20 protein-coding genes are annotated in these 22,378 nt (G+C 63.6%); 18 read left to right on the forward strand and 2 right to left on the reverse strand.

Going from position 1 to position 22,378, the window contains the following annotated elements; all coding sequences use genetic code 11:
- From lpxB to ispD, 10 genes are all read left to right on the forward strand, one after another.
- Complete coding sequence (lpxB, locus tag C3F42_RS23580) at positions 1 to 1,128, forward strand: lipid-A-disaccharide synthase (protein WP_038706686.1); 1,128 nt, start codon at positions 1 to 3, stop codon at positions 1,126 to 1,128.
- Between the two features lies 1 nt (position 1,129).
- On the forward strand, positions 1,130 to 1,753 hold the full coding sequence (gene rnhB / locus C3F42_RS23585) for a ribonuclease HII (protein WP_023628727.1): 624 nt from the start codon (positions 1,130 to 1,132) through the stop codon (positions 1,751 to 1,753).
- A 167-nt stretch (positions 1,754 to 1,920) separates the two neighbouring features.
- Positions 1,921 to 5,445 carry a DNA polymerase III subunit alpha gene (gene dnaE / locus C3F42_RS23590; RefSeq protein ID WP_023628728.1) on the forward strand — a complete coding sequence of 1,175 codons (3,525 nt, stop codon included), beginning with the start codon at positions 1,921 to 1,923 and terminating at the stop codon, positions 5,443 to 5,445.
- Between the two features lie 105 nt (positions 5,446 to 5,550).
- Positions 5,551 to 6,498, forward strand: coding sequence for an acetyl-CoA carboxylase carboxyltransferase subunit alpha (locus C3F42_RS23595; RefSeq protein WP_023628729.1), 948 nt, complete (start codon positions 5,551 to 5,553; stop codon positions 6,496 to 6,498).
- Positions 6,499 to 6,636: 138 nt separating this feature from the next.
- Positions 6,637 to 7,932, forward strand: a complete 1,296-nt coding sequence (gene tilS, locus C3F42_RS23600) for a tRNA lysidine(34) synthetase TilS (RefSeq protein ID WP_038706685.1) — start codon at positions 6,637 to 6,639, stop codon at positions 7,930 to 7,932.
- A 270-nt stretch (positions 7,933 to 8,202) separates the two neighbouring features.
- On the forward strand, positions 8,203 to 9,831 hold the full coding sequence (locus tag C3F42_RS23605; RefSeq protein ID WP_023630712.1) for a CTP synthase: 1,629 nt from the start codon (positions 8,203 to 8,205) through the stop codon (positions 9,829 to 9,831).
- 3 nt (positions 9,832 to 9,834) lie between these two features.
- Positions 9,835 to 10,680 carry a 3-deoxy-8-phosphooctulonate synthase gene (gene kdsA / locus C3F42_RS23610; RefSeq protein WP_094012421.1) on the forward strand — a complete coding sequence of 282 codons (846 nt, stop codon included), beginning with the start codon at positions 9,835 to 9,837 and terminating at the stop codon, positions 10,678 to 10,680.
- 152 nt (positions 10,681 to 10,832) lie between these two features.
- Positions 10,833 to 12,122, forward strand: coding sequence for a phosphopyruvate hydratase (gene eno, locus C3F42_RS23615; protein ID WP_023630710.1), 1,290 nt, complete (start codon positions 10,833 to 10,835; stop codon positions 12,120 to 12,122).
- Positions 12,123 to 12,279: 157 nt separating this feature from the next.
- The gene (gene ftsB / locus C3F42_RS23620) at positions 12,280 to 12,561 is read left to right on the forward strand and encodes a cell division protein FtsB (protein ID WP_011535259.1); all 282 of its coding nucleotides are present in this window, start codon (positions 12,280 to 12,282) and stop codon (positions 12,559 to 12,561) included.
- Positions 12,558 to 13,265 carry a 2-C-methyl-D-erythritol 4-phosphate cytidylyltransferase gene (gene ispD, locus C3F42_RS23625; RefSeq protein ID WP_094012419.1) on the forward strand — a complete coding sequence of 236 codons (708 nt, stop codon included), beginning with the start codon at positions 12,558 to 12,560 and terminating at the stop codon, positions 13,263 to 13,265. Before ftsB ends, ispD begins: the two co-directional genes overlap by 4 nt.
- A 20-nt stretch (positions 13,266 to 13,285) precedes the next feature.
- Here ispD and C3F42_RS23630 read toward each other — a convergent pair whose 3' ends face one another.
- Positions 13,286 to 14,182 (reverse strand): LysR substrate-binding domain-containing protein, encoded by an 897-nt coding sequence (locus C3F42_RS23630; RefSeq protein WP_038706683.1) that lies wholly within the window; start codon positions 14,180 to 14,182, stop codon positions 13,286 to 13,288.
- Positions 14,183 to 14,290: 108 nt separating this feature from the next.
- Between C3F42_RS23630 and C3F42_RS23635 the strand changes: the two genes are divergently transcribed.
- The 8 genes from C3F42_RS23635 to rpoS all read left to right on the forward strand — a co-directional run bounded on the left by C3F42_RS23635 (position 14,291) and on the right by rpoS (position 21,432).
- The gene (locus tag C3F42_RS23635) at positions 14,291 to 15,403 is read left to right on the forward strand and encodes an S-(hydroxymethyl)glutathione dehydrogenase/class III alcohol dehydrogenase (RefSeq protein WP_031315222.1); all 1,113 of its coding nucleotides are present in this window, start codon (positions 14,291 to 14,293) and stop codon (positions 15,401 to 15,403) included.
- 10 nt (positions 15,404 to 15,413) lie between these two features.
- Complete coding sequence (fghA, locus tag C3F42_RS23640; protein ID WP_094012418.1) at positions 15,414 to 16,262, forward strand: S-formylglutathione hydrolase; 849 nt, start codon at positions 15,414 to 15,416, stop codon at positions 16,260 to 16,262.
- Positions 16,263 to 16,338: 76 nt separating this feature from the next.
- Entirely contained in the window at positions 16,339 to 16,812 is a 474-nt protein-coding gene (gene ispF / locus C3F42_RS23645) for a 2-C-methyl-D-erythritol 2,4-cyclodiphosphate synthase (RefSeq protein ID WP_023630834.1), read from the forward strand.
- Entirely contained in the window at positions 16,809 to 17,867 is a 1,059-nt protein-coding gene (gene truD, locus C3F42_RS23650) for a tRNA pseudouridine(13) synthase TruD (RefSeq protein ID WP_104444983.1), read from the forward strand. The genes ispF and truD overlap by 4 nt, the downstream gene beginning before the upstream one ends.
- Entirely contained in the window at positions 17,855 to 18,604 is a 750-nt protein-coding gene (gene surE / locus C3F42_RS23655) for a 5'/3'-nucleotidase SurE (RefSeq protein ID WP_038706681.1), read from the forward strand. Before truD ends, surE begins: the two co-directional genes overlap by 13 nt.
- Positions 18,605 to 18,642: 38 nt before the next feature.
- Positions 18,643 to 19,281: a protein-L-isoaspartate(D-aspartate) O-methyltransferase gene (locus C3F42_RS23660; protein ID WP_162175259.1), complete on the forward strand. Its 639-nt coding sequence runs from the start codon at positions 18,643 to 18,645 to the stop codon at positions 19,279 to 19,281.
- Between the two features lie 183 nt (positions 19,282 to 19,464).
- The gene (locus C3F42_RS23665; RefSeq protein WP_038706680.1) at positions 19,465 to 20,319 is read left to right on the forward strand and encodes a peptidoglycan DD-metalloendopeptidase family protein; all 855 of its coding nucleotides are present in this window, start codon (positions 19,465 to 19,467) and stop codon (positions 20,317 to 20,319) included.
- A 105-nt stretch (positions 20,320 to 20,424) separates the two neighbouring features.
- Positions 20,425 to 21,432: an RNA polymerase sigma factor RpoS gene (gene rpoS, locus C3F42_RS23670; protein WP_011535249.1), complete on the forward strand. Its 1,008-nt coding sequence runs from the start codon at positions 20,425 to 20,427 to the stop codon at positions 21,430 to 21,432.
- Between the two features lie 128 nt (positions 21,433 to 21,560).
- Here rpoS and C3F42_RS23675 read toward each other — a convergent pair whose 3' ends face one another.
- The gene (locus C3F42_RS23675; RefSeq protein ID WP_023630102.1) at positions 21,561 to 22,349 is read right to left on the reverse strand and encodes an OmpA family protein; all 789 of its coding nucleotides are present in this window, start codon (positions 22,347 to 22,349) and stop codon (positions 21,561 to 21,563) included.
- Between the last annotated feature and the right edge of the window lie 29 nt (positions 22,350 to 22,378).

Genomic DNA, 22,378 nt, shown 5'->3' on the forward strand with positions numbered 1-22,378 from the left:
ATGGCCCAACTTTGCGTGGCGCTGGTCGCGGGCGAGGCCAGCGGCGACATCCTCGGTTCCGGCTTGATGCGTGCCATCAAGGCGCGCCACCCCGATGTACGTTTCATCGGCGTCGGTGGGCCCTTGATGGAAGCTGAAGGCATGACTTCCTACTTCCCGATGGAACGCCTGGCCGTCATGGGTCTGGTCGAGGTACTCGGGCGTCTGCGCGAGCTGCTCAAGCGGCGAAAGCTGCTGATCGAGACACTGATCGGTGAAAAGCCCGACGTGTTCATCGGTATCGATGCACCTGATTTCACCCTCAATATCGAACTCAAGCTGCGCCAGGCCGGGATCAAGACAGTGCATTACGTCAGCCCGTCGGTCTGGGCCTGGCGGCAGAAGCGTGTGCTGAAGATCCGCGAGGGGTGCGACCTGATGCTCACCCTGCTGCCGTTCGAGGCTCGCTTCTATGAAGAGCAGGGCGTGCCGGTGCGCTTCGTCGGCCACCCGTTGGCGGATACCATTCCCCTCGAGGCTGACCGTGGCGCGGCGCGTGCCGAGCTGGGCCTGGGCGATGGCCCGGTGATTGCCCTGATGCCCGGCAGCCGTGGCGGCGAAGTGGGGCGCCTGGGCGCCCTGTTCCTCGACGCGGCCCAGCGCCTGCGCGAGCTGGTGCCTGGCGCACGTTTCGTGCTGCCGTGCGCCAATGCCGCGCGTCGCGCCCAGGTCGAGCAGATGCTCGAAGGGCGCGAGTTGCCGCTGACCTTGCTCGACGGCCAGTCGCACAAGGCCCTGGCGGCGTGCGACGCGGTGCTGATTGCCTCGGGTACCGCCACCCTGGAGGCGATGCTGTACAAGCGGCCGATGGTGGTGGCCTATCGCCTGGCGCCGTTGACGTACTGGATTCTCAAGCGCATGGTCAAGAGCCCCTACGTGTCGCTGCCCAACTTGCTCGCCCAGCGCCTGTTGGTGCCCGAGCTGCTGCAGGACGCCGCCACCAGCGAGGCCTTGGCGCAAACCCTGGCGCCGCTGGTCAAGGATGGTACGCAGCAGACCGACAGCTTCGACCAGATCCACCGCACCCTGCGCCGCGATGCCTCCAACCAGGCGGCCGACGCGGTGCTTGCCCTGTTGAAGGACCACTGACATGCAGATGGGGCTGGATTTCAACCTGGTCGAGGAACTGGTGGCCGGCGTCGATGAAGTGGGCCGTGGTCCGCTGTGCGGCGCGGTGGTAACCGCAGCGGTGATTCTCGATCCGCGCCGGCCGATCCTCGGCCTGAACGACTCGAAGAAACTCACCGAGGCCAAGCGCGATGCGCTGTTCGACGAGATCTGCGAGAAGGCGCTGAGTTTCTGCATCGCTCGCGCCGAGGTCGAGGAAATCGACCGTCTGAACATCCTCCATGCGACCATGCTGGCCATGCAGCGTGCCGTCGAAGGGTTGCACGTCACGCCGAAGCTGGCACTGATCGATGGCAACCGCTGCCCGAAGCTTTCGGTGCCAGCGGCTCCGGTGGTCAAGGGGGATTCGCAGGTGCCGGCGATCGCCGCCGCATCGATTCTGGCCAAGGTCACCCGTGACCGCGAGATGAGCGCGTTCGAGCTGATCTACCCGGGTTATGGGATCGGCGGGCACAAGGGGTATCCGACTCCAGTGCACCTTGAGGCCCTGGCCCGTCTTGGGCCGACGCCCATTCACCGGCGCTCGTTCGCGCCTGTTCGAGCTGCCTGGGAAGCCCGTGAGGGCGCTTCCACCCTGCTGATCTGATCGGCGCCATTCATCGCGGGGCAAGCCTGCTCCCACGCCGAGTTGCGTGGGAGCAGGCTTGCCCCGCGATGCATTCTGCAATCAACCGCTGACCTGCAGGCGAGGCAAGCGCAGAGCAATACGCTACAATCCCGCCCTTGTCGTTCAGCACTGCTACAGGATCCTCCATGTCGGTCTCCTTCGTTCACCTTCGCGTGCACTCCGAATTCTCCCTGGTCGACGGCCTGGTGCGGATCAAGCCGCTGGCCAAGGCCCTGGCCGGGATGAACATGCCGGCGGTGGCGATCACCGACCAGAGCAACATGTGCTCGCTGGTGAAGTTCTACAAGACCGCCATGGGCGCCGGCATCAAGCCGATCTGCGGTGCCGACCTGTGGCTGGCCGGGGTCGATCCGGAAGCGCCGTTGTCGCGCATCTGTTTCCTGGCCATGAACCCCAAGGGTTACCGCAATCTCACCGAGCTGATCTCGCGTGGTTGGACCGATGGCCAGCGCAATGGCCTGGTGATCATCCAGCGCGACTGGATCGCCCCGGCCAGCGAAGGGCTGATTGCCCTCTCCGCCGGCAAGGAAGGCGACATCGGCATGGCGTTGATGGCCAATCGTCAGGACGAAGCCCAGGCCCTGCTCGCCGACTGGATGAGCATGTTCCCCGAGCGCTTCTACGTCGAGGTTCAGCGCACCAACCGCGCCGGTGACGAGGAGTACGTGCACGCTGCCGTGGCCTTGGCCGACAAGCTCGGTGCGCCGCTGGTGGCAACCAACGACGTGCGTTTCGTCAAGCAGTCGGACTTCGATGCCCACGAGACCCGCGTGTGCATCGGCGAGGGCTGGACCCTGGACGATCCGCGCCGCCCGCGTGGCTACAGCGACCAGCAGTACCTCAAGTCCGCCGAAGAAATGGCCGAGCTGTTCAGCGACCTGCCGGACGCCATTGCCAACACCGTGGAGATCGCCAAGCGCTGCAACATCACCGTGCAGTTGGGCAAGTACTTCCTCCCCGACTTCCCGACGCCCAACGGCATGGGCATCGACGACTACCTGCGGCATGTTTCCCACGAAGGCCTGGAGGAGCGCCTGGCGGTGCTCTGGCCGAAGGAGACCACGCCCAATTACGAAGAGAAGCGCCAGGTCTACCTGGACCGCCTGAAGTTCGAGCTGGACATCATCATCCAGATGGGCTTCCCCGGTTACTTCCTGATCGTTATGGACTTCATCAAGTGGGCGAAGAACAACGACGTGCCGGTCGGCCCGGGCCGGGGTTCGGGTGCCGGTTCGTTGGTGGCCTACGTGCTGAAGATCACCGACCTCGACCCGTTGGCCTACGACCTGCTGTTCGAGCGCTTCCTCAACCCTGAACGTATTTCCATGCCCGACTTCGACGTCGACTTCTGCATGGACGGCCGCGACCGGGTGATCGACTACGTGGCCGAGGCCTACGGGCGCAACGCGGTGAGCCAGATCATCACTTTCGGCACCATGGCCGCCAAGGCGGTGGTGCGTGATGTGGCGCGGGTGCAGGGCAAGTCCTATGGCCTGGCCGACCGCCTGTCGAAGATGATTCCGTTCGAAGTGGGCATGACCCTGGAGAAGGCCTACGAGCAGGAAGAGATCCTGCGCGACTTCCTCAAGGGCGATGAGGATGCGCGCGAAATCTGGGACATGGCCCTCAAGCTAGAGGGTGTGACCCGGGGTACCGGCAAGCACGCCGGTGGCGTGGTGATTGCACCGACCAAACTCACCGATTTTTCGCCGATTGCCTGCGACGAAGAGGGCGGCGGCCTGGTGACCCAGTTCGACAAGGACGATGTCGAGGCCGCGGGCCTGGTGAAGTTCGACTTCCTTGGTCTGCGGACGCTGACGATCATCAAGTGGGCGATGGAGATCATCAACCGCGAGCAGGCCAAGAAGAACCTGCCTGACGTCAATATCGACTTCATCCCGCTGGACGACCGCAAGACCTACGAGCTGTTGCAGAAGGCCGAGACCACCGCGGTGTTCCAGCTCGAATCACGCGGCATGAAAGAGCTGATCAAGAAGCTCAAGCCCGACTGCCTGGAAGACCTTATCGCATTAGTGGCGCTGTTCCGTCCCGGCCCGCTGCAGTCGGGCATGGTGGACGACTTCATCAACCGCAAGCACGGCCGTGCGGAGCTCGCCTACCCGCATTCCGATTACCAGTACGAGGGCCTCAAGCCGGTACTGGCGCCCACCTACGGCATCATCTTGTACCAGGAACAGGTGATGCAGATCGCCCAGGTGATGGCCGGCTACACCCTCGGTGGCGCCGACATGCTGCGCCGGGCCATGGGTAAGAAAAAACCCGAGGAGATGGCCAAGCAGCGCGGCGGTTTCATCGAAGGCTGCGTTGCCAACAACATCGATGCAGACCTTGCCGGTAACATCTTCGATCTGGTAGAAAAGTTCGCCGGTTACGGCTTCAACAAATCCCACTCCGCCGCCTATGGCCTGGTCTCCTACCAGACAGCATGGTTGAAGACCCACTATCCGGCGCCGTTCATGGCTGCGGTGCTGTCGGCGGATATGCACAACACCGACAAGGTAGTGGTGCTGGTCGAGGAAGTTCGCAGCATGAAGCTGCGTCTCGATGCCCCGGATGTGAACTTCTCCGACTTCAAGTTCACCGTCAACAACGATGGCCGTATCGTTTATGGCCTGGGTGCGATCAAGGGCGTGGGCGAAGGCCCGGTAGAGGCGATCGTCGAGGCGCGCGCGCAGGGCGGCCCGTTCAAGGACCTGTTCGATTTCTGTGAGCGCATCGATCTCAAACGCGTCAACAAACGTACCCTGGATGCGTTGATCCGCAGTGGCGCGCTGGATCGTCTCGGGCCGCACTTCCATGACGAGATCAAGGCCTACCAGGCCAACATCGACATCAATCGCGCGATCCTGCTCTCGGCACTGGGTGAGGCCGTCAAGGCCGCCGAACAGGCGGCTCATACCGCCGACAGTGGCCATGTCGACCTGTTCGGCGGCATGTTCGACGAGGTAGATGTCGACGTCTATGCCAATCATCGCAAGGTGCGCGAACTGACGCTCAAGGAGCGCCTGAAAGGCGAAAAGGACACCCTCGGCCTGTACCTCACCGGGCATCCGATCGATGAGTATGAGACCGAGATCCGCCGTTTCGCCCGTCAGCGCATTGTTGATCTGAAGCCCGCGCGGGATACCCAGACCATCGCCGGGATGATCATTGCCCTGCGCGTGATGAAGAACAAGAAGGGTGACAAGATGGGCTTCGTCACCCTCGACGACCGTTCCGGGCGCATCGAGGCCTCGTTGTTCGCCGATGCCTTCATGGGCGCCCAGGCCCTGCTGCAGACCGACGCCATGGTGGTGGTGGAAGGGGAGGTCAGCAACGACGACTTCTCCGGTGGCCTGCGCCTGCGGGTCAAAACGGTGATGACCATGGAGGATGCGCGTACCAAGCTGGCCGAAAGCCTGCGCCTGAAGGTCGCCCACGACGCGCTCAAGGGTGACCGCCTGAACTGGCTGGGCGAGCTGATCACCCGTCACCGCGGTGGCTGCCCGATCACCCTGGAGTACACCGGCAGCGACGCCAAGGCCATGCTGCAGTTCGGCGACCAGTGGTCCATCGACCCGGCCGATGGCCTGATTCAGGCGCTGCGTGACCAGTTCGGACGTGAGAACGTCTTCCTGCAATACCGTTGAAACGACGAATTTTAATCTCGACCTATATGCGCCTGATCCCTTAAGGTAGGGCGCCAAACGGATCAACCGGCCGGCCGCCTGGCCGTAGACCCAAGACGGAAGCCTATGAACCCGAATTTCCTCGATTTCGAACAGCCGATTGCCGACCTGCAAGCCAAGATCGAAGAGCTGCGCCTGGTGGGTAACGACAACTCGCTGAACATCAGCGATGAAATTGCCCGTCTGCAGGACAAGAGCAGCACCCTGACCGAGAGCATCTTCGGCAACCTGACCAGCTGGCAGATCGCCCGCCTGGCCCGTCACCCACGCCGCCCTTACACCCTCGACTACATCGACCACCTCTTCACCGAGTTCGAAGAGCTGCACGGCGACCGTCACTTCTCCGACGACGCCGCCATCGTTGGTGGCACCGCGCGCCTGGACGACAAGCCGGTGATGGTCATCGGCCACCAGAAGGGCCGTGAAGTGCGCGAGAAGGTGCGCCGCAACTTCGGCATGCCGCGCCCTGAAGGTTATCGCAAGGCCTGCCGCCTGATGGAAATGGCCGAGCGCTTCAAGATGCCGATCCTGACCTTCATCGACACCCCGGGCGCCTATCCGGGCATCGACGCCGAAGAGCGCAACCAGAGCGAGGCCATTGCCTGGAACCTGCGCGTCATGGCGCGTCTGAAGACGCCGATCATCGCCACCGTGATCGGTGAGGGTGGTTCCGGCGGCGCACTGGCCATCGGCGTGTGCGACCAGCTGAACATGCTGCAGTATTCCACCTACTCGGTGATCTCGCCGGAAGGCTGCGCCTCGATCCTGTGGAAGACTGCCGACAAGGCCGCCGACGCCGCCGAGGCCATGGGTATCACCGCCGAGCGCCTGAAGAGCCTGAACATCGTCGACAAGGTCATCCAGGAACCGCTGGGCGGCGCCCACCGTGATCCGGCCAAAATGTCGGCGAGCATCCGCGCCGACCTGATCGAACAGCTGGACATGCTCGGCAAGCTCGACAACGACGCGCTGCTCAAGCGGCGTTACGATCGCCTGATGAGCTACGGTCTCTGATGGATTCCAGGGGCCGCTTTGCGGCCCTTTCGCCGGCAAGCCGGCTCCCATGGGGGAATGCATACTTCTGTGGGAGCCGGCTTGCCGGCGAAAGGGGTGTGAAACGCCCCCCGCGATTTCCATCACGGTGAGGTCCAGGTGATCAACCTTACTCGCCAGTTTGCCCCTTGGCTCAACGCCCCCGCCTGGTACGTCGCCTTCTCCGGCGGCCTGGACTCCACCGTCCTCCTGCACCAGCTCGCCGATTACACCCGCAACCATTCAACGCCGCCCCTGCGCGCCATCCATGTCCATCACGGCCTGCAAGCCGCCGCCGATGCCTGGCCCGATCACTGCCGAGCGGTGTGTGCCGCCCTGGGTGTCGAACTCGATGTGGTCCCTGTCCAGGTCGCCCCTGGCGCCAGCCTCGAACAGTCGGCCCGCAACGCCCGCTACGACGCCTTCGAAAAACGGCTGGGCTCAGGCGAAGTGCTGTTCACCGGCCAGCACCGTGACGATCAGGCCGAGACCCTGCTGTTTCGCTTGCTGCGCGGCGCCGGCCTGCGTGGGTTGTCCGCCATGCCGCAACAGCGGCCGCTAGGGCAGGGCAGCCTGGTGCGCCCATTGCTGGGGCTGTCGCGCCAGCAGCTGCAGGCCTACGCCGACATGCACGGGCTGGTATGGATCGACGACCCTTCCAATAGCGATACGGCCTTTGCCCGCAACTTCCTGCGCGGCGAGGTCTTCCCAATCCTGCGCCAGCGCTGGCTACAGGCCGAAGCCAACCTGGCACGCAGTGCCGAACACCTGGGCGAGGCGATGGGCCTGCTGGACGAACTGGCCGCCACCGACCTGGCTCCGGCCTGCGACAATGCGCCGCTGCCCTGGCTCGGTCTTGCCTCCCTCGACCTCGCCGTACTCAAGGCGCTGTCACCGGCGCGCCAGCGCAATGCCCTGCAATACTGGCTCGGCCGCCGCACGCGCCAGCCGGACAGTCGCCACTGGGCCGGCTGGGACGACCTGCGTGACGCGGCAGGCGATGCCTGCCCGATCTGGCGCCTGACCGACGGTCAGTTGCAGCGCAGCCACGGGCGCATCTGGTGGCTGGACGGGCAATGGCTCCAGGCTCCGGCGGGTGAATGGGCGTGGCCGAACCCGTCCAGGCCCCTGGCGTTGCCGGGCAACGGCCAGGTGTGGCTGGAGGGCTGCGTGGACGCCGCCGGCCTGCGCATCGCCTACCGTCAAGGCGGCGAAGTGCTGGAGGTCAGCGGCCGTGGCCGGCGCGACCTCAAGCGTCTGCTCAACGAGCTGCAGGTCCCGCACTTCGTGCGCCCGCGCCTGCCGCTGCTGTACCGCGGCGAGCAATTGCTGGCGGTGGCCAATCTGCCCGGACTCGCTCAGGCCGAAGGCCAACTGCACTGGCAACCGCCGACGAACGTGCAAGGTTTGAGCTGAAGGGTACATTCCGGTAGACTACCCTCCCTTCTTGATACAACTTCTGTGGGTTCCGCGAAAACACAGAGGTTGCCGATTACCAAGCAGTTTTTTGCTGGGCTGATTTCTTAAAATGACGAGCGAGCTCCATGCCGGGGATACCCCTGGTCTGTACAGACGCGGCAGTTTTTCGAGATGCACTGTGATTGACGCAGGTGATCGGGGGCTTCGGCCTTCCTTCGCTTTCTCCGGCGGCGCTGGCCGCCTTAACGCAGACTTCTAGGGTTTTTCATGACGCGCTACATATTCGTCACGGGCGGTGTTGTTTCTTCATTGGGGAAAGGCATTGCCTCGGCTTCCCTGGCGGCCATCCTGGAAGCGCGGGGGCTTAAAGTCACCATGCTCAAGCTGGACCCGTACATCAACGTCGACCCGGGCACCATGAGCCCGTTCCAGCACGGTGAAGTGTTCGTCACCCACGACGGCGCCGAGACCGACCTCGACCTGGGCCACTACGAGCGGTTCATCCGCACCACGATGACCCAGAACAACAACTTCACCACCGGCCGTATCTACGAGCACGTGCTGCGCAAGGAGCGTCGTGGTGATTACCTGGGCGCGACCATCCAGGTCATCCCGCACATCACCGACGAAATCAAGCGCCGCATCATCAAGGGCGCCGGCGATGCCGACGTCGCGCTGGTCGAGATCGGCGGCACCGTGGGTGACATCGAGTCGCAGCCATTCCTCGAGGCCATCCGCCAGCTGCGCGTCGAAGTGGGCTCCAAGCGCGCCATGCTGATGCACCTGACCCTGGTGCCGTACATCGCCACCGCCGGGGAAACCAAGACCAAGCCGACCCAGCACTCGGTCAAGGAACTGCGCTCCATCGGCCTGCAGCCTGACGTGCTGATCTGCCGCTCCGACCACCCGGTCGACGCCTCGTCGCGCCGCAAGATCGCGCTGTTCACCAACGTCGAAGAGCGTGCGGTGATTTCGCTGGAAGACGTCGACACCATCTACAAGATCCCAGGCGTTCTGCATGCCCAGGGCCTGGACGACTTCGTCGTCGAGCGCTTCGGCCTGCAGTGCAACAGCGCCGACCTGTCCGAGTGGGACAAGGTCGTCGACGCCAAGCTCAACCCTGAGCAGGAAGTGACCATCGCCATGGTCGGCAAGTACATGGAGCTGCTGGACGCGTACAAGTCGCTGATCGAAGCGATGAGCCACGCCGGCATCACCAACCGCACCAAGGTCAACCTGCGCTACATCGACTCCGAAGACATCGAGAACCAGGGCACCAGCCTGCTCGAAGGCGCCGATGCCATCCTGGTCCCGGGCGGTTTCGGCCTGCGCGGCGTCGAAGGCAAGATCACCGCGGTGCAGTACGCCCGTGAGAACAAGGTCCCGTACCTGGGCATCTGCCTCGGCATGCAGGTCGCCGTGATCGAATTCGCCCGTAACGTGATGGGCTGGAAAGACGCCAACTCCACCGAGTTCGACCGCAACAGCGGCCACCCGGTTGTTGGCCTGATCACCGAGTGGGCCGATGCCACCGGCGCGGTCGAGACCCGTACCGAAGCGTCCGACCTGGGCGGCACCATGCGCCTGGGCGCTCAGGACTGCCAGCTGGCAGCCGGCTCCAAGGTGCACGACTGCTACGGTAAGGACATCATTACCGAGCGCCATCGTCACCGCTACGAAGTCAACAACGTGCTGCTGCCGCAGTTGGTTGAAGCTGGCCTGCAGGTATCCGGCCGCTCCGAAGATGGCGCGCTGGTCGAGGTGGTCGAGTCGAAGGATCACCCATGGTTTGTCGCCTGCCAGTTCCACCCGGAGTTCACCTCCACCCCGCGTGACGGTCACCCGCTGTTCAGCGGCTTCGTCAAGGCGGCCCTGGCACAGAAGAACAAGGCCTGATCCATGACTCAGAAGATCATTCGCGTCGGTAACATCGAGATCGCCAACGACAAGCCGTTCGTCCTGTTCGGCGGCATGAACGTCCTGGAGTCCCGTGACCTGGCCATGAAGGTCTGCGAGGAGTATGTACGAGTTACCGAGAAGCTCGGCATCCCGTACGTGTTCAAGGCCAGCTTCGACAAGGCCAACCGTTCGTCGGTCAGCTCGTACCGGGGCCCGGGCATGGAAGAGGGCCTGAAGATCTTCGAGGAGATCAAGCAGACCTTCAACGTGCCGGTGATCACCGACGTGCACGAACCTTACCAGTGCGAACCGGTGGCCAAGGTGTGCGACATCATCCAGCTGCCGGCCTTCCTGTCGCGCCAGACCGACCTGGTCGTGGCGATGGCCAAGACCGGCGCTGTGATCAACATCAAGAAGGCGCAGTTCCTGGCGCCCCACGAGATGAAGCACATCCTCGCCAAGTGCGTCGAGGCCGGCAACGACCAGCTGATCCTCTGCGAGCGTGGTTCGAGCTTCGGCTACAACAACCTCGTTGTGGACATGCTCGGCTTCGGCATCATGAAGCAGTTCGAGTACCCGGTGTTCTTCGACGTGACCCACTCGTTGCAGACCCCGGGCGGTCGCGCCGATTCCGCCGGTGGCCGCCGCGCCCAGGTTACTGACCTGGCCAAGGCCGGCATGAGCCAGGGCCTGGCCGGCCTGTTCCTCGAGGCACATCCGGACCCGGACAACGCCAAGTGCGATGGCCCGTGCGCCCTGCGCCTGGACAAGCTGGAACCGTTCCTCAGCCAGCTCAAGCAGCTGGATGACCTGGTGAAAAGTTTTCCGACGGTAGAAACCGCGTAAAGCTCATTTCTCGGGTAAAGTACCGCCCGTTCCACCCCTGACCTTTCGGTCAGGGGCTCCCTTCGCCAGGCCTGCCCGTGCCATGTCGCCTGGTGAACGGCAAGAATTCCCAAAGCTGCGTTGTTTTCGTCAATTCTGGAGTGCTTACAACAATGGCAAAGATCGTCGACATCAAAGGTCGTGAAGTTCTCGATTCCCGTGGCAACCCCACCGTGGAAGCCGATGTACTGCTCGACAACGGCATCATCGGCAGCGCCTGCGCGCCGTCGGGTGCTTCCACTGGCTCGCGCGAAGCGCTGGAGCTGCGTGATGGCGACAAGAGCCGTTACCTGGGCAAAGGCGTGCTGAAGGCTGTCGCCAACATCAACGGCCCGATCCGCGACCTGCTGCTGGGCAAGGACCCATCGGACCAGAAAGCCCTGGACCGCGCGATGATCGAGCTGGACGGCACCGAGAACAAGGCCAAGCTGGGCGCCAACGCCATCCTCGCCGTGTCCCTGGCTGCCGCCAAGGCCGCCGCCCAGGACCAGGACCTGCCGCTGTACGCGCACATCGCCAACCTCAACGGCACCCCGGGCCAGTACTCCATGCCGGTACCGATGATGAACATCATCAACGGCGGCGAGCACGCCGACAACAACGTCGATATCCAGGAGTTCATGGTCCAGCCGGTTGGCGCCAAGACCTTCTCCGACGGCCTGCGCATGGGCACCGAGATCTTCCACCACCTCAAGGCCGTACTGAAGGCCCGTGGCCTGAACACCGCCGTCGGTGACGAAGGTGGCTTCGCGCCGAACCTGGCTTCCAACGAAGACGCCCTGGCCGCCATCGCCGAAGCTGTCGAGAAAGCCGGCTACAAGCTGGGCACCGACGTGACCCTAGCCCTGGACTGCGCCGCTTCCGAGTTCTATGAAGACGGCAAGTACAGCCTGTCCGGCGAAGGCAAGTCGTTCGACGCCGAAGGTTTCGCCGAGTACCTGAAGGGCCTGACCGAGCGTTTCCCGATCATCTCGATCGAAGACGGCCTGGACGAGTCCGACTGGGCTGGCTGGAAGATCCTGACCGACAAGATTGGCGAGAAGGTTCAGCTGGTTGGTGACGACCTGTTCGTGACCAACACCAAGATCCTGAAAGAGGGTATCGAGAAGGGCATCGGTAACTCGATCCTGATCAAGTTCAACCAGATCGGCTCGCTGACCGAAACCCTCGAAGCCATCCAGATGGCCAAGGCCGCTGGCTACACCGCGGTGATCTCGCACCGTTCCGGTGAAACCGAGGATTCGACCATCGCCGACCTGGCCGTGGGTACTGCCGCTGGCCAGATCAAGACCGGCTCGCTGTGCCGCTCCGACCGCGTCAGCAAGTACAACCAACTGCTGCGTATCGAAGAGCAACTGGGCGCCAAAGCCGTGTATCGCGGTCGTGCCGAGTTTCGCGGCTAAGCAAGAGATGGTAAAAAGGCAGCAGCCGGGGCCCGCTGAACGTTCGTACTGATCGTTTGGCTGTCTCAACGGGTTTCTGTCGACGAAGCCTGGCCTCGGCCAGGCTTCGTGCTATCGGAAGCTCGCTGCGGCGGCCTTTTTTACCCTGGATATCTTCATGCGCAGTCCCTATTGGTTGTTCCTCGTCCTGCTCCTGCTGCTCGGCGGCCTGCAATATCGCCTTTGGGTAGGTAATGGCAGCCTCGCGCAAGTGACCGAACTCAAGCAACAGATCGCCGACCAGCATGCGGAAAACGAGCGCCTGCTGGAGCGCAATCGTGTGCTCGATGCCGAGGTCCTGGAGTTGAAGAAAGGTATGGAGACCGTGGAAGAACGGGCTCGTCATGAACTGGGGATGGTCAAGGAGGGTGAAACCCTCTACCAGCTGCCACAGAAATGACAAACGAACTGCCGGCCTTCTGGGCCGTGATTCCCGCCGCGGGCATTGGTGCCCGCATGGCTGCCGACCGGCCCAAGCAATACCTGCAACTGGGCGGGCAGACCATTCTCGAGCATAGCCTCGACTGTTTCCTCGACCATCCCATGCTCAAGGGGGTGGTGGTCAGTATTGCCGAACACGACCCTTACTGGCCCGGCCTGCGCTGTGCCAGCGATCCGCGTATCCAGCGTGCCCCAGGTGGTGACGAGCGCGCTGACTCGGTGCTCAATGCGCTATTGCTGCTGCACGCCCAGGGCGCGTCGGATGACGACTGGGTGCTGGTGCACGATGCCGCGCGGCCGAATCTGGCGCGCAGCGATCTGGACAAGTTGCTGTCAGCCCTGGCTGAAGATCCCGTCGGTGGATTGCTCGCCGTACCCGCTCGGGACACGCTCAAGCGTGCCGACGGCGAGGGCAGGGTGGCGGCGACGGTCGACCGCAGCACCGTCTGGCAAGCCTACACACCGCAGATGTTCCGCCTCGGCATGTTGCATCGGGCGCTGGCCGAGTGCCTGGTGTCCGATGTAGCAGTCACCGATGAGTCGTCCGCCATCGAGTGGGCCGGGTATGCGCCGCGCCTGGTCGAAGGGCGCAGCGACAATATAAAGGTGACCCGGCCAGAGGACCTGGAGTGGCTGCGCCAGCGATGGGCTGGGCGTTGCTGAAATAGGCGCTCCCACGCTGTTTAGAGAGTCCTATACTCTGGCAACTGCGCCAATCCTTCCTTGAGATAGTCCACCAACCGCCGCACCTTTGGTGACAGATGCCGCTGCTGCGGATACAACGCCCACACCGCTGTATTCGGCGGTTGGTGCCCCTCCAGCAGTGATACCAGCGCCCCGCTGTGCAAGTGTTCGAGCACGTAGTAGTCCGGCAACTGGCACAAGCCCATCCCCTGCAGCGCCGCATCCAGCACCGCCTGGCCGCTGTTGCAGCGCCAGTTGCCCTGCACCCGCTGGCTGATCTCGCGACCCTCCTGTTGCAGCGCCCACAGGTCGGAGCTGCCGACCAGGCAATTGTGCCGCGCCAACTCCGACACGCTGTGCGGCCGCCCATAGCGCTCCAGGTACGCCGGTGATGCGCACAGGAACATGCGCCGCGGCGCCAGGCGCGTGGCCACCAGCCGGGAATCCTGCAGGCGGCCCAGGCGGATTGCCAGGTCCATGCCTTCGTGCAACAGGTCTAAGGTGCGGTTGCTCAGTTCCACTTCCACCCGTAGCTGCGGATACAGCGCCATGAACCGCGTCACCAACGGCACGATGAAACGCTCGCCATAGGCCACCGCGCAGGTCATGCGTAGCAGGCCCTTGGGTTCGCTGGCCAGGTCGCCCATGGCGCGCAGCGCTTCCTCGCGGCCATCCTGCAGGCGCTGGCAGTGCTGGAGGAATGTCTGGCCGGCTTCGCTGAGGGTCACTCGCCGCGTGCTGCGGTACAACAGGCGAGTCTGTAGGCGCTCCTCCAGGCGGGCGATCTGCCGGCTGATGTGCGAAGACGACACTCCGAGGCGTTCGGCGGCGGCGGTGAACTGGCCCATTTCTGCCACCGCGACGAATTCGTCGATGCCTTCCCAGCGACTGCTCATGGATTATCCCTGCATGGCAATAATGTTTTGTGAATGCCTGGATTATTCACAAAAAGTCAGTGAATTACACTGACAGCCTGCAATCGACATCTTCTCTGGAGACCCTTGATGATCAAGTCCCGTGCCGCCGTCGCCTTCGAGGCCAAGAAACCCCTGGAAATCGTCGAAGTCGACGTAGCCATGCCCAAGGCCGGTGAAGTGCTGCTGCGCGTCGTCGCCTCCGGTGTCTGCCACACTGACGCCTACACCCTGTCCGGCGCCGACCCGGAAGGCATCTTCCCTTCGATCCTTGGCCATGAGGGCGGGGCGATCGTCGAGGCGATTGGCGAGGGCGTGACCTCGGTGGCGGTGGGCGACCATGTCATCCCGCTGTATACCCCGGAATGTGGCCAGTGCAAGTTCTGCCGCTCGGGCAAGACCAACCTGTGCCAGGCCATCCGCGCCACCCAGGGCAAGGGCCTGATGCCCGACGGCACCACCCGTTTCAGCTACAAGGGCCAGCAGCTGTTCCACTACATGGGCACCTCGACCTTTTCCGAGTACACCGTGCTGCCGGAAATTTCCGTGGCCAAGATCCAGAAAGAGGCTCCGCTGGAGAAGGTCTGCCTGCTCGGCTGCGGCGTGACTACCGGTATTGGCGCGGTGCTCAATACCGCCAAGGTCAAGCCGGGTGACACCGTTGCCATCTTCGGCCTCGGCGGCATCGGTCTGTCGGCAGTGATCGGCGCGGTCAAGGCCAAGGCTTCGCGCATCATCGCCATCGACATCAACCCGGCCAAGTTCGAGATCGCCCGCCAGCTGGGCGCCACCGACTGCATCAACCCGAAAGACTACGATCGCCCGATCCAGGAAGTGATCGTCGACCTCACCGACGGTGGCGTGGACTTCTCCTTCGAGTGCATCGGCAATGTGCAACTGATGCGCGCGGCGCTGGAATGCTGCCACAAGGGCTGGGGCGAGTCGGTGATCATCGGCGTGGCCGGTGCCGGCCAGGAAATCGCCACCCGTCCGTTCCAGCTGGTCACCGGTCGCGTCTGGCGCGGTTCGGCCTTCGGCGGTGTGCGTGGCCGCAGCGAGCTGCCGAGCTACGTGGAAATGTCCGAGAAAGGCGAGATCCCGCTGGACACCTTCATTACCCATACCATGGGCCTGGAGGACATCAACAAAGCTTTCGACCTGATGCACGAAGGCAAGAGCATCCGCAGCGTGATCCACTTCTGAGGCCCTCGCCATGACGCTGGAAAACATCTCTTGCCAGAAAAGCTACGGCGGCTGGCACAAGCGTTACCGGCACAGTTCCAAGGTGCTTGGCTGCGACATGGTGTTCGCGGTGTACCTGCCGCCCCAGGCCGAGCAGGGCGAAAAGCTGCCTGTTCTGTACTGGCTCAGCGGCCTGACCTGCACCGACGAGAACTTCATGCAGAAGGCCGGCGCCCAGCGCCTGGCCGCGGAGCTTGGGCTGATCATCGTTGCTCCGGACACCAGCCCGCGTGGCGAGCAGGTGCCGGGCGATCCGGATGGTGCCTGGGACTTCGGCCTCGGCGCGGGGTTCTACCTCAATGCCATCCAGCAGCCCTGGGCCCGCAACTACCAGATGCACGACTATGTGGTGCACGAGTTGCCGGCATTGATCGAGGAACATTTCCCGGCGTCCGACCTGCGCAGTATCAGTGGCCACTCGATGGGCGGGCATGGCGCGCTGGTCTGCGCCTTGCGCAACCCGGGGCGCTACCGCTCGGTGTCGGCGTTCTCACCGATCAGCAATCCAATGGATTGCCCGTGGGGCGAGAAGGCCTTCAGCCGCTACCTGGGCGAAGACCGGGCACAGTGGCGCGAGTGGGATGCCAGTGTGCTGCTGGCCGAGGCGGACGAGTGCCCGCCGTTGCTGGTGGACCAGGGGGATCGCGATGACTTCCTTGAAAAGCAGCTCAAGCCAGAGGCGCTGGAGCAGGCGGCGCGCAAGGGCGGCCATGGGCTGACCCTGCGCCTGCAGCCAGGCTACGACCATAGCTACTACTTCATCGCCAGCTTCATCGATGAACACCTGCGCCATCATGCGGTGGCACTGGGCAGGGTCTGAGCCGCAGGGCCGTGAAGCAGCCCCATTACCGCAAAAGCAGGTAGAATCACGCCCTGACTCAATCAGGGCGTTTTCTATGCGTATTGGCCACGGCTACGATGTCCATCGTTTCTGCGACGGTGATTTCATTACCTTGGGCGGGGTGCGTATCCCCCACAAGTTCGGCCTGCTGGCCCACTCCGACGGCGACGTGCTGTTGCACGCCCTGAGCGATGCCTTGCTGGGCGCCGCGGCGCTGGGCGACATCGGCAAGCATTTCCCCGACACCGACCCGCAGTTCAAGGGCGCCGACAGCCGGGTGCTGCTGCGCCACGTGGTCGCTGTCGTGCGCGACAAGGGCTGGAAGGTCGGCAACATCGACGCCACCATCGTCGCCCAGGCACCGAAGATGGCCCCGCACATCGAGACCATGCGCCAGCAGATCGCCGCAGACCTGCAGGTCGAGCTCGACCAGGTCAACGTCAAGGCCACTACTGAAGAAAAGCTGGGCTTCACCGGTCGCGAGGAGGGCATCGCCGTGCATGCGGTCGCCCTGCTGCTATCAGCATGACCGAACTGGAACTGCTGGGCCCTCGGGCCTCGGGCGATGTCTTGGGCACCGCGGTGCTCAAGGCGGTGGCTGAAGACTTCCAGGTTGATGAAGTCCTGGATATCCCGCTGTCCGGCCAGGGCGAACACCTGTGGCTGTGGGTCGAGAAGCGCGACCTCAACACCGAGGAGGCGGCTCGCCGCCTGGCCCGCGCCGCCGGCGTGCCGGTGCGCGCCATCAGCTATGCCGGCCTCAAGGACCGCCAGGCCCTGACCCGCCAGTGGTTCAGCCTGCATCTGCCGGGCAAGGCCGACCCCGACCTGTCCCGTGCCGAGGACGACACCCTGCGCGTGCTCAAGCAGGTGCGCCACCAGCGCAAGCTGCAGCGTGGTGCGCATTCGGCCAATGGCTTCACCTTGCGCCTGACCGCGCTGCAGGCCGACCACCAGGCCCTCGATGCCCGCCTGGAGCAGCTCAAGCAGCAGGGCGTGCCCAACTACTTCGGTAGCCAGCGCTTCGGCCATGGCGGTGGCAATGTACACGACGCCCAGGACTGGGCCGCTCGCCAGGCGCTGCCCGAGCAGCGCAACTTGCGTTCGCGGCTGCTGTCGGCCGGGCGCAGCTACCTGTTCAACCAGGTGCTTGCCGCCCGTGTCGCCGACGGCAGCTGGCAGCGCGCCCAGGTCGGCGACCTGCTGGCCTTCACCGACAAGCGCAGCTTCTTCGTGGCCGGCGAGGCCGAGTGCAACGACCCGCGCCTGGCCATTCTCGACCTGCACCCGACCGGCCCGCTGTGGGGCGCCGGTGCGGCACCGAGCCAGGGCGCGACCCTGGATCTTGAGTCCACGGTGGCCGGACGACATCCGGCGCTGTGCGATTGGCTGGCGCAAGCGGGCATGGATCACGAACGGCGCATCCTGCGGCTCCCTATTGGGCGGCTGACGTGGCATTATCCCGAGCCTGATATCCTGCAACTGGAATTCGTCCTTCCGGCCGGATGCTTCGCCACCGTGGTGGTGCGCGAACTCGTCGATCTGGTGCCGGCAGGGCAGACGGACAGCCCATGCGTATTCTGATTTCGAATGACGACGGTGTTACCGCACCCGGCCTCGCCGCGCTGCATGAAGCGTTGGTGGACCATGCCGAGTGCGTGGTGATTGCCCCGGATCAAGACAAGAGCGGTGCCGGCAGTTCGCTGACACTGGACCGGCCGCTGCACCCGCAGACCTTGGCCAACGGCTTCATCAGCCTCAACGGCACGCCCACCGACTGCGTGCACCTGGGGCTCAACGGCCTGCTGCCGGAAACCCCCGACATGGTGGTGTCCGGCATCAACCTGGGCGCCAACCTGGGGGATGACGTGCTCTATTCGGGCACGGTGGCTGCGGCGTTGGAGGGGCGCTTCCTCGGCGGCACCTCGCTGGCCTTCTCGCTGCTGTCGCGCCTGCCCGATAACCTGCCGACCGCCGCCTACATTGCCCGGCGCTTGGTCGAGGCGCAGTCGCGCCTGGCGTTGCCGCCGCGCACCGTGCTCAACGTCAACATCCCCAACCTGCCGCTGGAGCATATCCGTGGCATCCAGCTCACCCGCCTGGGGCACCGCGCGCGGGCCGCGGCGCCGACCAAGGTGGTCAATCCGCGGGGCAAGGAAGGCTACTGGATCGCCGTGGCCGGCGATGCCGAAGACGGCGGCCCGGGCACCGACTTCCATGCCGTGATGCAGGGCTACGTATCGATAACGCCACTGCAGCTGGACCGCACCTTCAACGATGCCTTCGAGCGCCTCGACGGTTGGCTGGAGGGCCTGCTCTGATGCGCGAACAGGACGATCTGCAGCGCCGCGGCATCGGCATGACCTCCCAGCGTACTCGGGAGCGGCTGATCCAGCGGCTCTATGAGGAAGGCGTGTCGAACGCCAAGGTGCTCGAAGCCATTCGTCGTACCCCGCGCCACCTGTTCGTCGATGAAGCCCTGGCCCATCGCGCCTATGAAGACACGGCGCTGCCGATCGGCCACAACCAGACGATTTCCCAGCCGTTCATGGTCGCGCACATGAGCGAGCTGTTGCTCGAGGCGGGCCCCTTGGACAAGGTGCTGGAGATCGGCACCGGTTCAGGCTACCAGACCGCGATCCTCGCCCAACTGGTCGAGCGGGTGTTCTCGGTGGAGCGCATCAAGGTGCTGCAGGACCGGGCCAAGGAGCGTCTGGTCGAACTCAACCTGCGCAATGTGGTGTTCCGCTGGGGCGACGGCTGCGAAGGGTGGCCGGCGCTGGCGCCGTACAACGGCATCATCGTCACCGCAGTCGCGCCTGAAGTGCCGCAGGCACTGCTCGATCAGTTGGCGCCAGGTGGGCGCATGGTGATCCCGGTCGGGCCGGCGGGGGAGACCCAGCAACTGATGCTGATCGTGCGCGAAGAGCATGGCTTCTCGCGCCGGGTACTTGGGGCCGTGCGCTTCGTGCCGTTGCTCAATGGCCCACTGGCCTGAACGGGGCCACGGAATATTTGCGCCGACGACGAATTCTTGCGTCTGGGCCCTGTCTATCTGGCGTGGCGCTTTTCGGACACCGATCAGGCCAACAGCGAGTCACCCCAAGCAGGATGGCTCGGTTATAATTGAAACAATATTGCATTTTGTATCGTCATTTTTGACAGCATGAGGGGAGCGCGGGTGGGTCACACAGGCATGCGGCAGCGCAAGGATCGGTCGGTATTGAAGCTTCTGGTGATCGCGCTGGCCATGGGGACCCTGCTGGCTGGCTGTTCCAGCACCAGCTCGAACGGCGCCCGCGTGGTCGACCGCAACAACGCCGCGCCCAAGCGCCCGACCGTCACCTCTGGCCAGTACATCGTCAAACCCGGCGACACGCTGTTCTCCATCGCCTTCCGCTACGGTTGGGACTACAAGGAGCTGGCGGCGCGCAACAATATTCCCGCCCCCTACACCATCCGCCCGGGCCAGCCGATCCGTTTCAGCAGCGGCGCGGGGGGCAGCACGACGGTCGTCGGCAGCACTTCGTCGTCGAGCCGGACCACCGTGATCCGCCGGCCGGTCGCCACCACGGCACCGGCGACCAGCAATGGCAAAAGTGCCACAACTGCCCCTTCCACCACCTCGCAAACGGTTGCCCAGGTGCCCGCCGCAGAGCGCGCCGTCGGCGGTTGGACGTGGCCGGCGAACGGCGTGCTGATTGGAAAATTCGCTTCAAACGGTAGTTTGAATAAAGGCATTGATATCGCCGGTGATTTGGGACAGCCTGTTTTTGCTGCGTCTGATGGAGCGGTGGTCTACGCCGGCAGTGGCTTGAGGGGCTATGGCGAGCTCATCATCATCAAACACAGCGATACCTACGTCAGTGCCTACGGTCATAACCGCAGGCTTTTGGTTCGTGAGGGGCAGCAGGTCAAGGCAGGGCAGACGATCGCAGAAATGGGGTCCACGGGCACTGATCGGGTGAAGCTGCATTTCGAGATTCGCCGCCAGGGCAAACCCGTCGATCCACTCCAGTTCCTGCCACGCCGTTGATCATTGTCCCAGCCTGTTCCTTGGATGTAGAGGGGACAGGCTCCAGCGCTGCCATGGAAGGGTGACGCTCGAGTCTGAGTTCGAACTCAGCAAAGGACTATAACAATGGCTCTCAGTAAAGAAGTGCCGGAGTTTGACATCGACGATGACCTGCTTCTGATGGAGACGGGCATCGTTTTGGAAACGGATGTGGTGTCAGACGAACCTGCTGTACCTTCGGTTCGGACCAAGTCGAAACAGGGCGCATCGCTCAAGCAGCACAAGTACATCGACTACAGTCGGGCACTTGATGCGACCCAACTGTATCTCAACGAAATCGGCTTCTCGCCCCTGCTTTCGCCAGAGGAAGAAGTGCATTTCGCGCGTCTGTCGCAAAAAGGCGACCCGGCCGGCCGCAAGCGCATGATCGAAAGCAACCTGCGCCTGGTGGTCAAGATCGCCCGCCGTTACGTCAATCGCGGCCTGTCGTTGCTCGACCTGATCGAGGAAGGCAACCTGGGGCTGATTCGTGCGGTAGAGAAGTTCGACCCCGAGCGCGGCTTCCGCTTCTCGACCTACGCGACCTGGTGGATCCGCCAGACCATCGAGCGGGCGATCATGAACCAGACCCGCACCATTCGCCTGCCCATCCACGTGGTAAAGGAGCTCAACGTCTACCTGCGCGCTGCCCGCGAGTTGACGCAGAAACTCGACCACGAGCCGTCGCCGGAAGAAATCGCCAGCCTGCTGGAGAAACCGGTGGCCGAGGTCAAGCGCATGCTTGGCCTGAACGAGCGGGTGTCTTCGGTGGATGTCTCGTTGGGGCCGGACTCCGACAAGACACTGCTCGACACACTGACCGATGATCGTCCAACCGACCCATGCGAACTGCTGCAGGATGATGATCTGTCGCAGAGCATAGACCAGTGGCTGGGTGAGTTGACCGACAAGCAACGTGAGGTGGTGGTACGACGCTTCGGCCTGCGTGGGCATGAAAGCAGTACCTTGGAGGATGTCGGGTTGGAGATCGGCCTGACCCGCGAGCGGGTACGGCAGATTCAAGTCGAAGGCCTGAAGCGCCTGCGTGAGATCCTTGAGAAGAATGGCCTGTCTAGCGAGTCGCTGTTCCAGTAGCCGGTGACAGGTGCCAGGTAAACGCCCCGACCCGTTCGGGGCGTTTTCGTTAGCGGCTTGCAAGAGTGGTTGCAACGAAAAGCCCCGCCATCAAGGCGGGGCTTTTCATTCAACGCAACGTGCAACCGTTACTGGATCTGGCTGACCGAGCGTGGTGCCACCGGCTGGTTGTCGTTGGAGATGGTTACTTCCACACGACGGTTTTGCGCGCGGCCGGAGTTGCTGCTGTTGTCAGCAACCGGATACTCCTTGCCGTAACCCTGGGCAACGATGCGCGCAGGATCCACACCGGCACGCACCAGGGCCATGCGCACTGCGGAGGCGCGACGTTCGGACAGGGTCTGGTTGTAGTTGGCAGAACCAACGCTGTCGGTATAGCCCTCGACGATCACCTTGCGTTCAGGGTTCTCCTGAAGGAACTGCGCCAGCTTGGTGACGTTCGGGTAGGCGCTGCTCTTGAGCTCCGCCTTGTTGAAGTCGAACAGCACGTCGCCGAAGGTCACCAGGGTGCCACGGTCGGTCTGCTTGGCGTTGAGGCTGTCCTGCAGTTTCTTGATCTGCGCATCGCGGGCGTCGAGCTTGGCCTGGGCGCGTTGTGCCGCGGCGTTTTTCAGTTCACCCTCTGCGGTGCGCAGGGCAATGGTCTGCTTGGCCACTTCAACGCGTTGATTGGTGAGGTAGGCGAGCTGGTCGACCTTCTTCTCATCCTCGCGATCCATGTAGGCCTTGTCGGCCTTGTTCAGCCAGTCCTGAGCGTCCTTGGTCTCGAGCGCGGCCACTTTGCTCGACTGCGGATCGCTCTGCAGGGCGGAGAAATTGGTGCGGGCCGACTCGAGGTTGGCGTTCGGGTCGTGGGAGCAGGCGGCGAGGCCGACGCTGAGGGCCAGCAGGGCGGGAATCATGACGTAATTGCGCATAGTGTTCATCCTTTGATCTTTAACGAAGG

The organism is Pseudomonas sp. PONIH3 (assembly GCF_002934345.1).
In the GTDB taxonomy this organism is placed as follows: Bacteria; Pseudomonadota; Gammaproteobacteria; order Pseudomonadales; family Pseudomonadaceae; genus Aquipseudomonas; species Aquipseudomonas soli.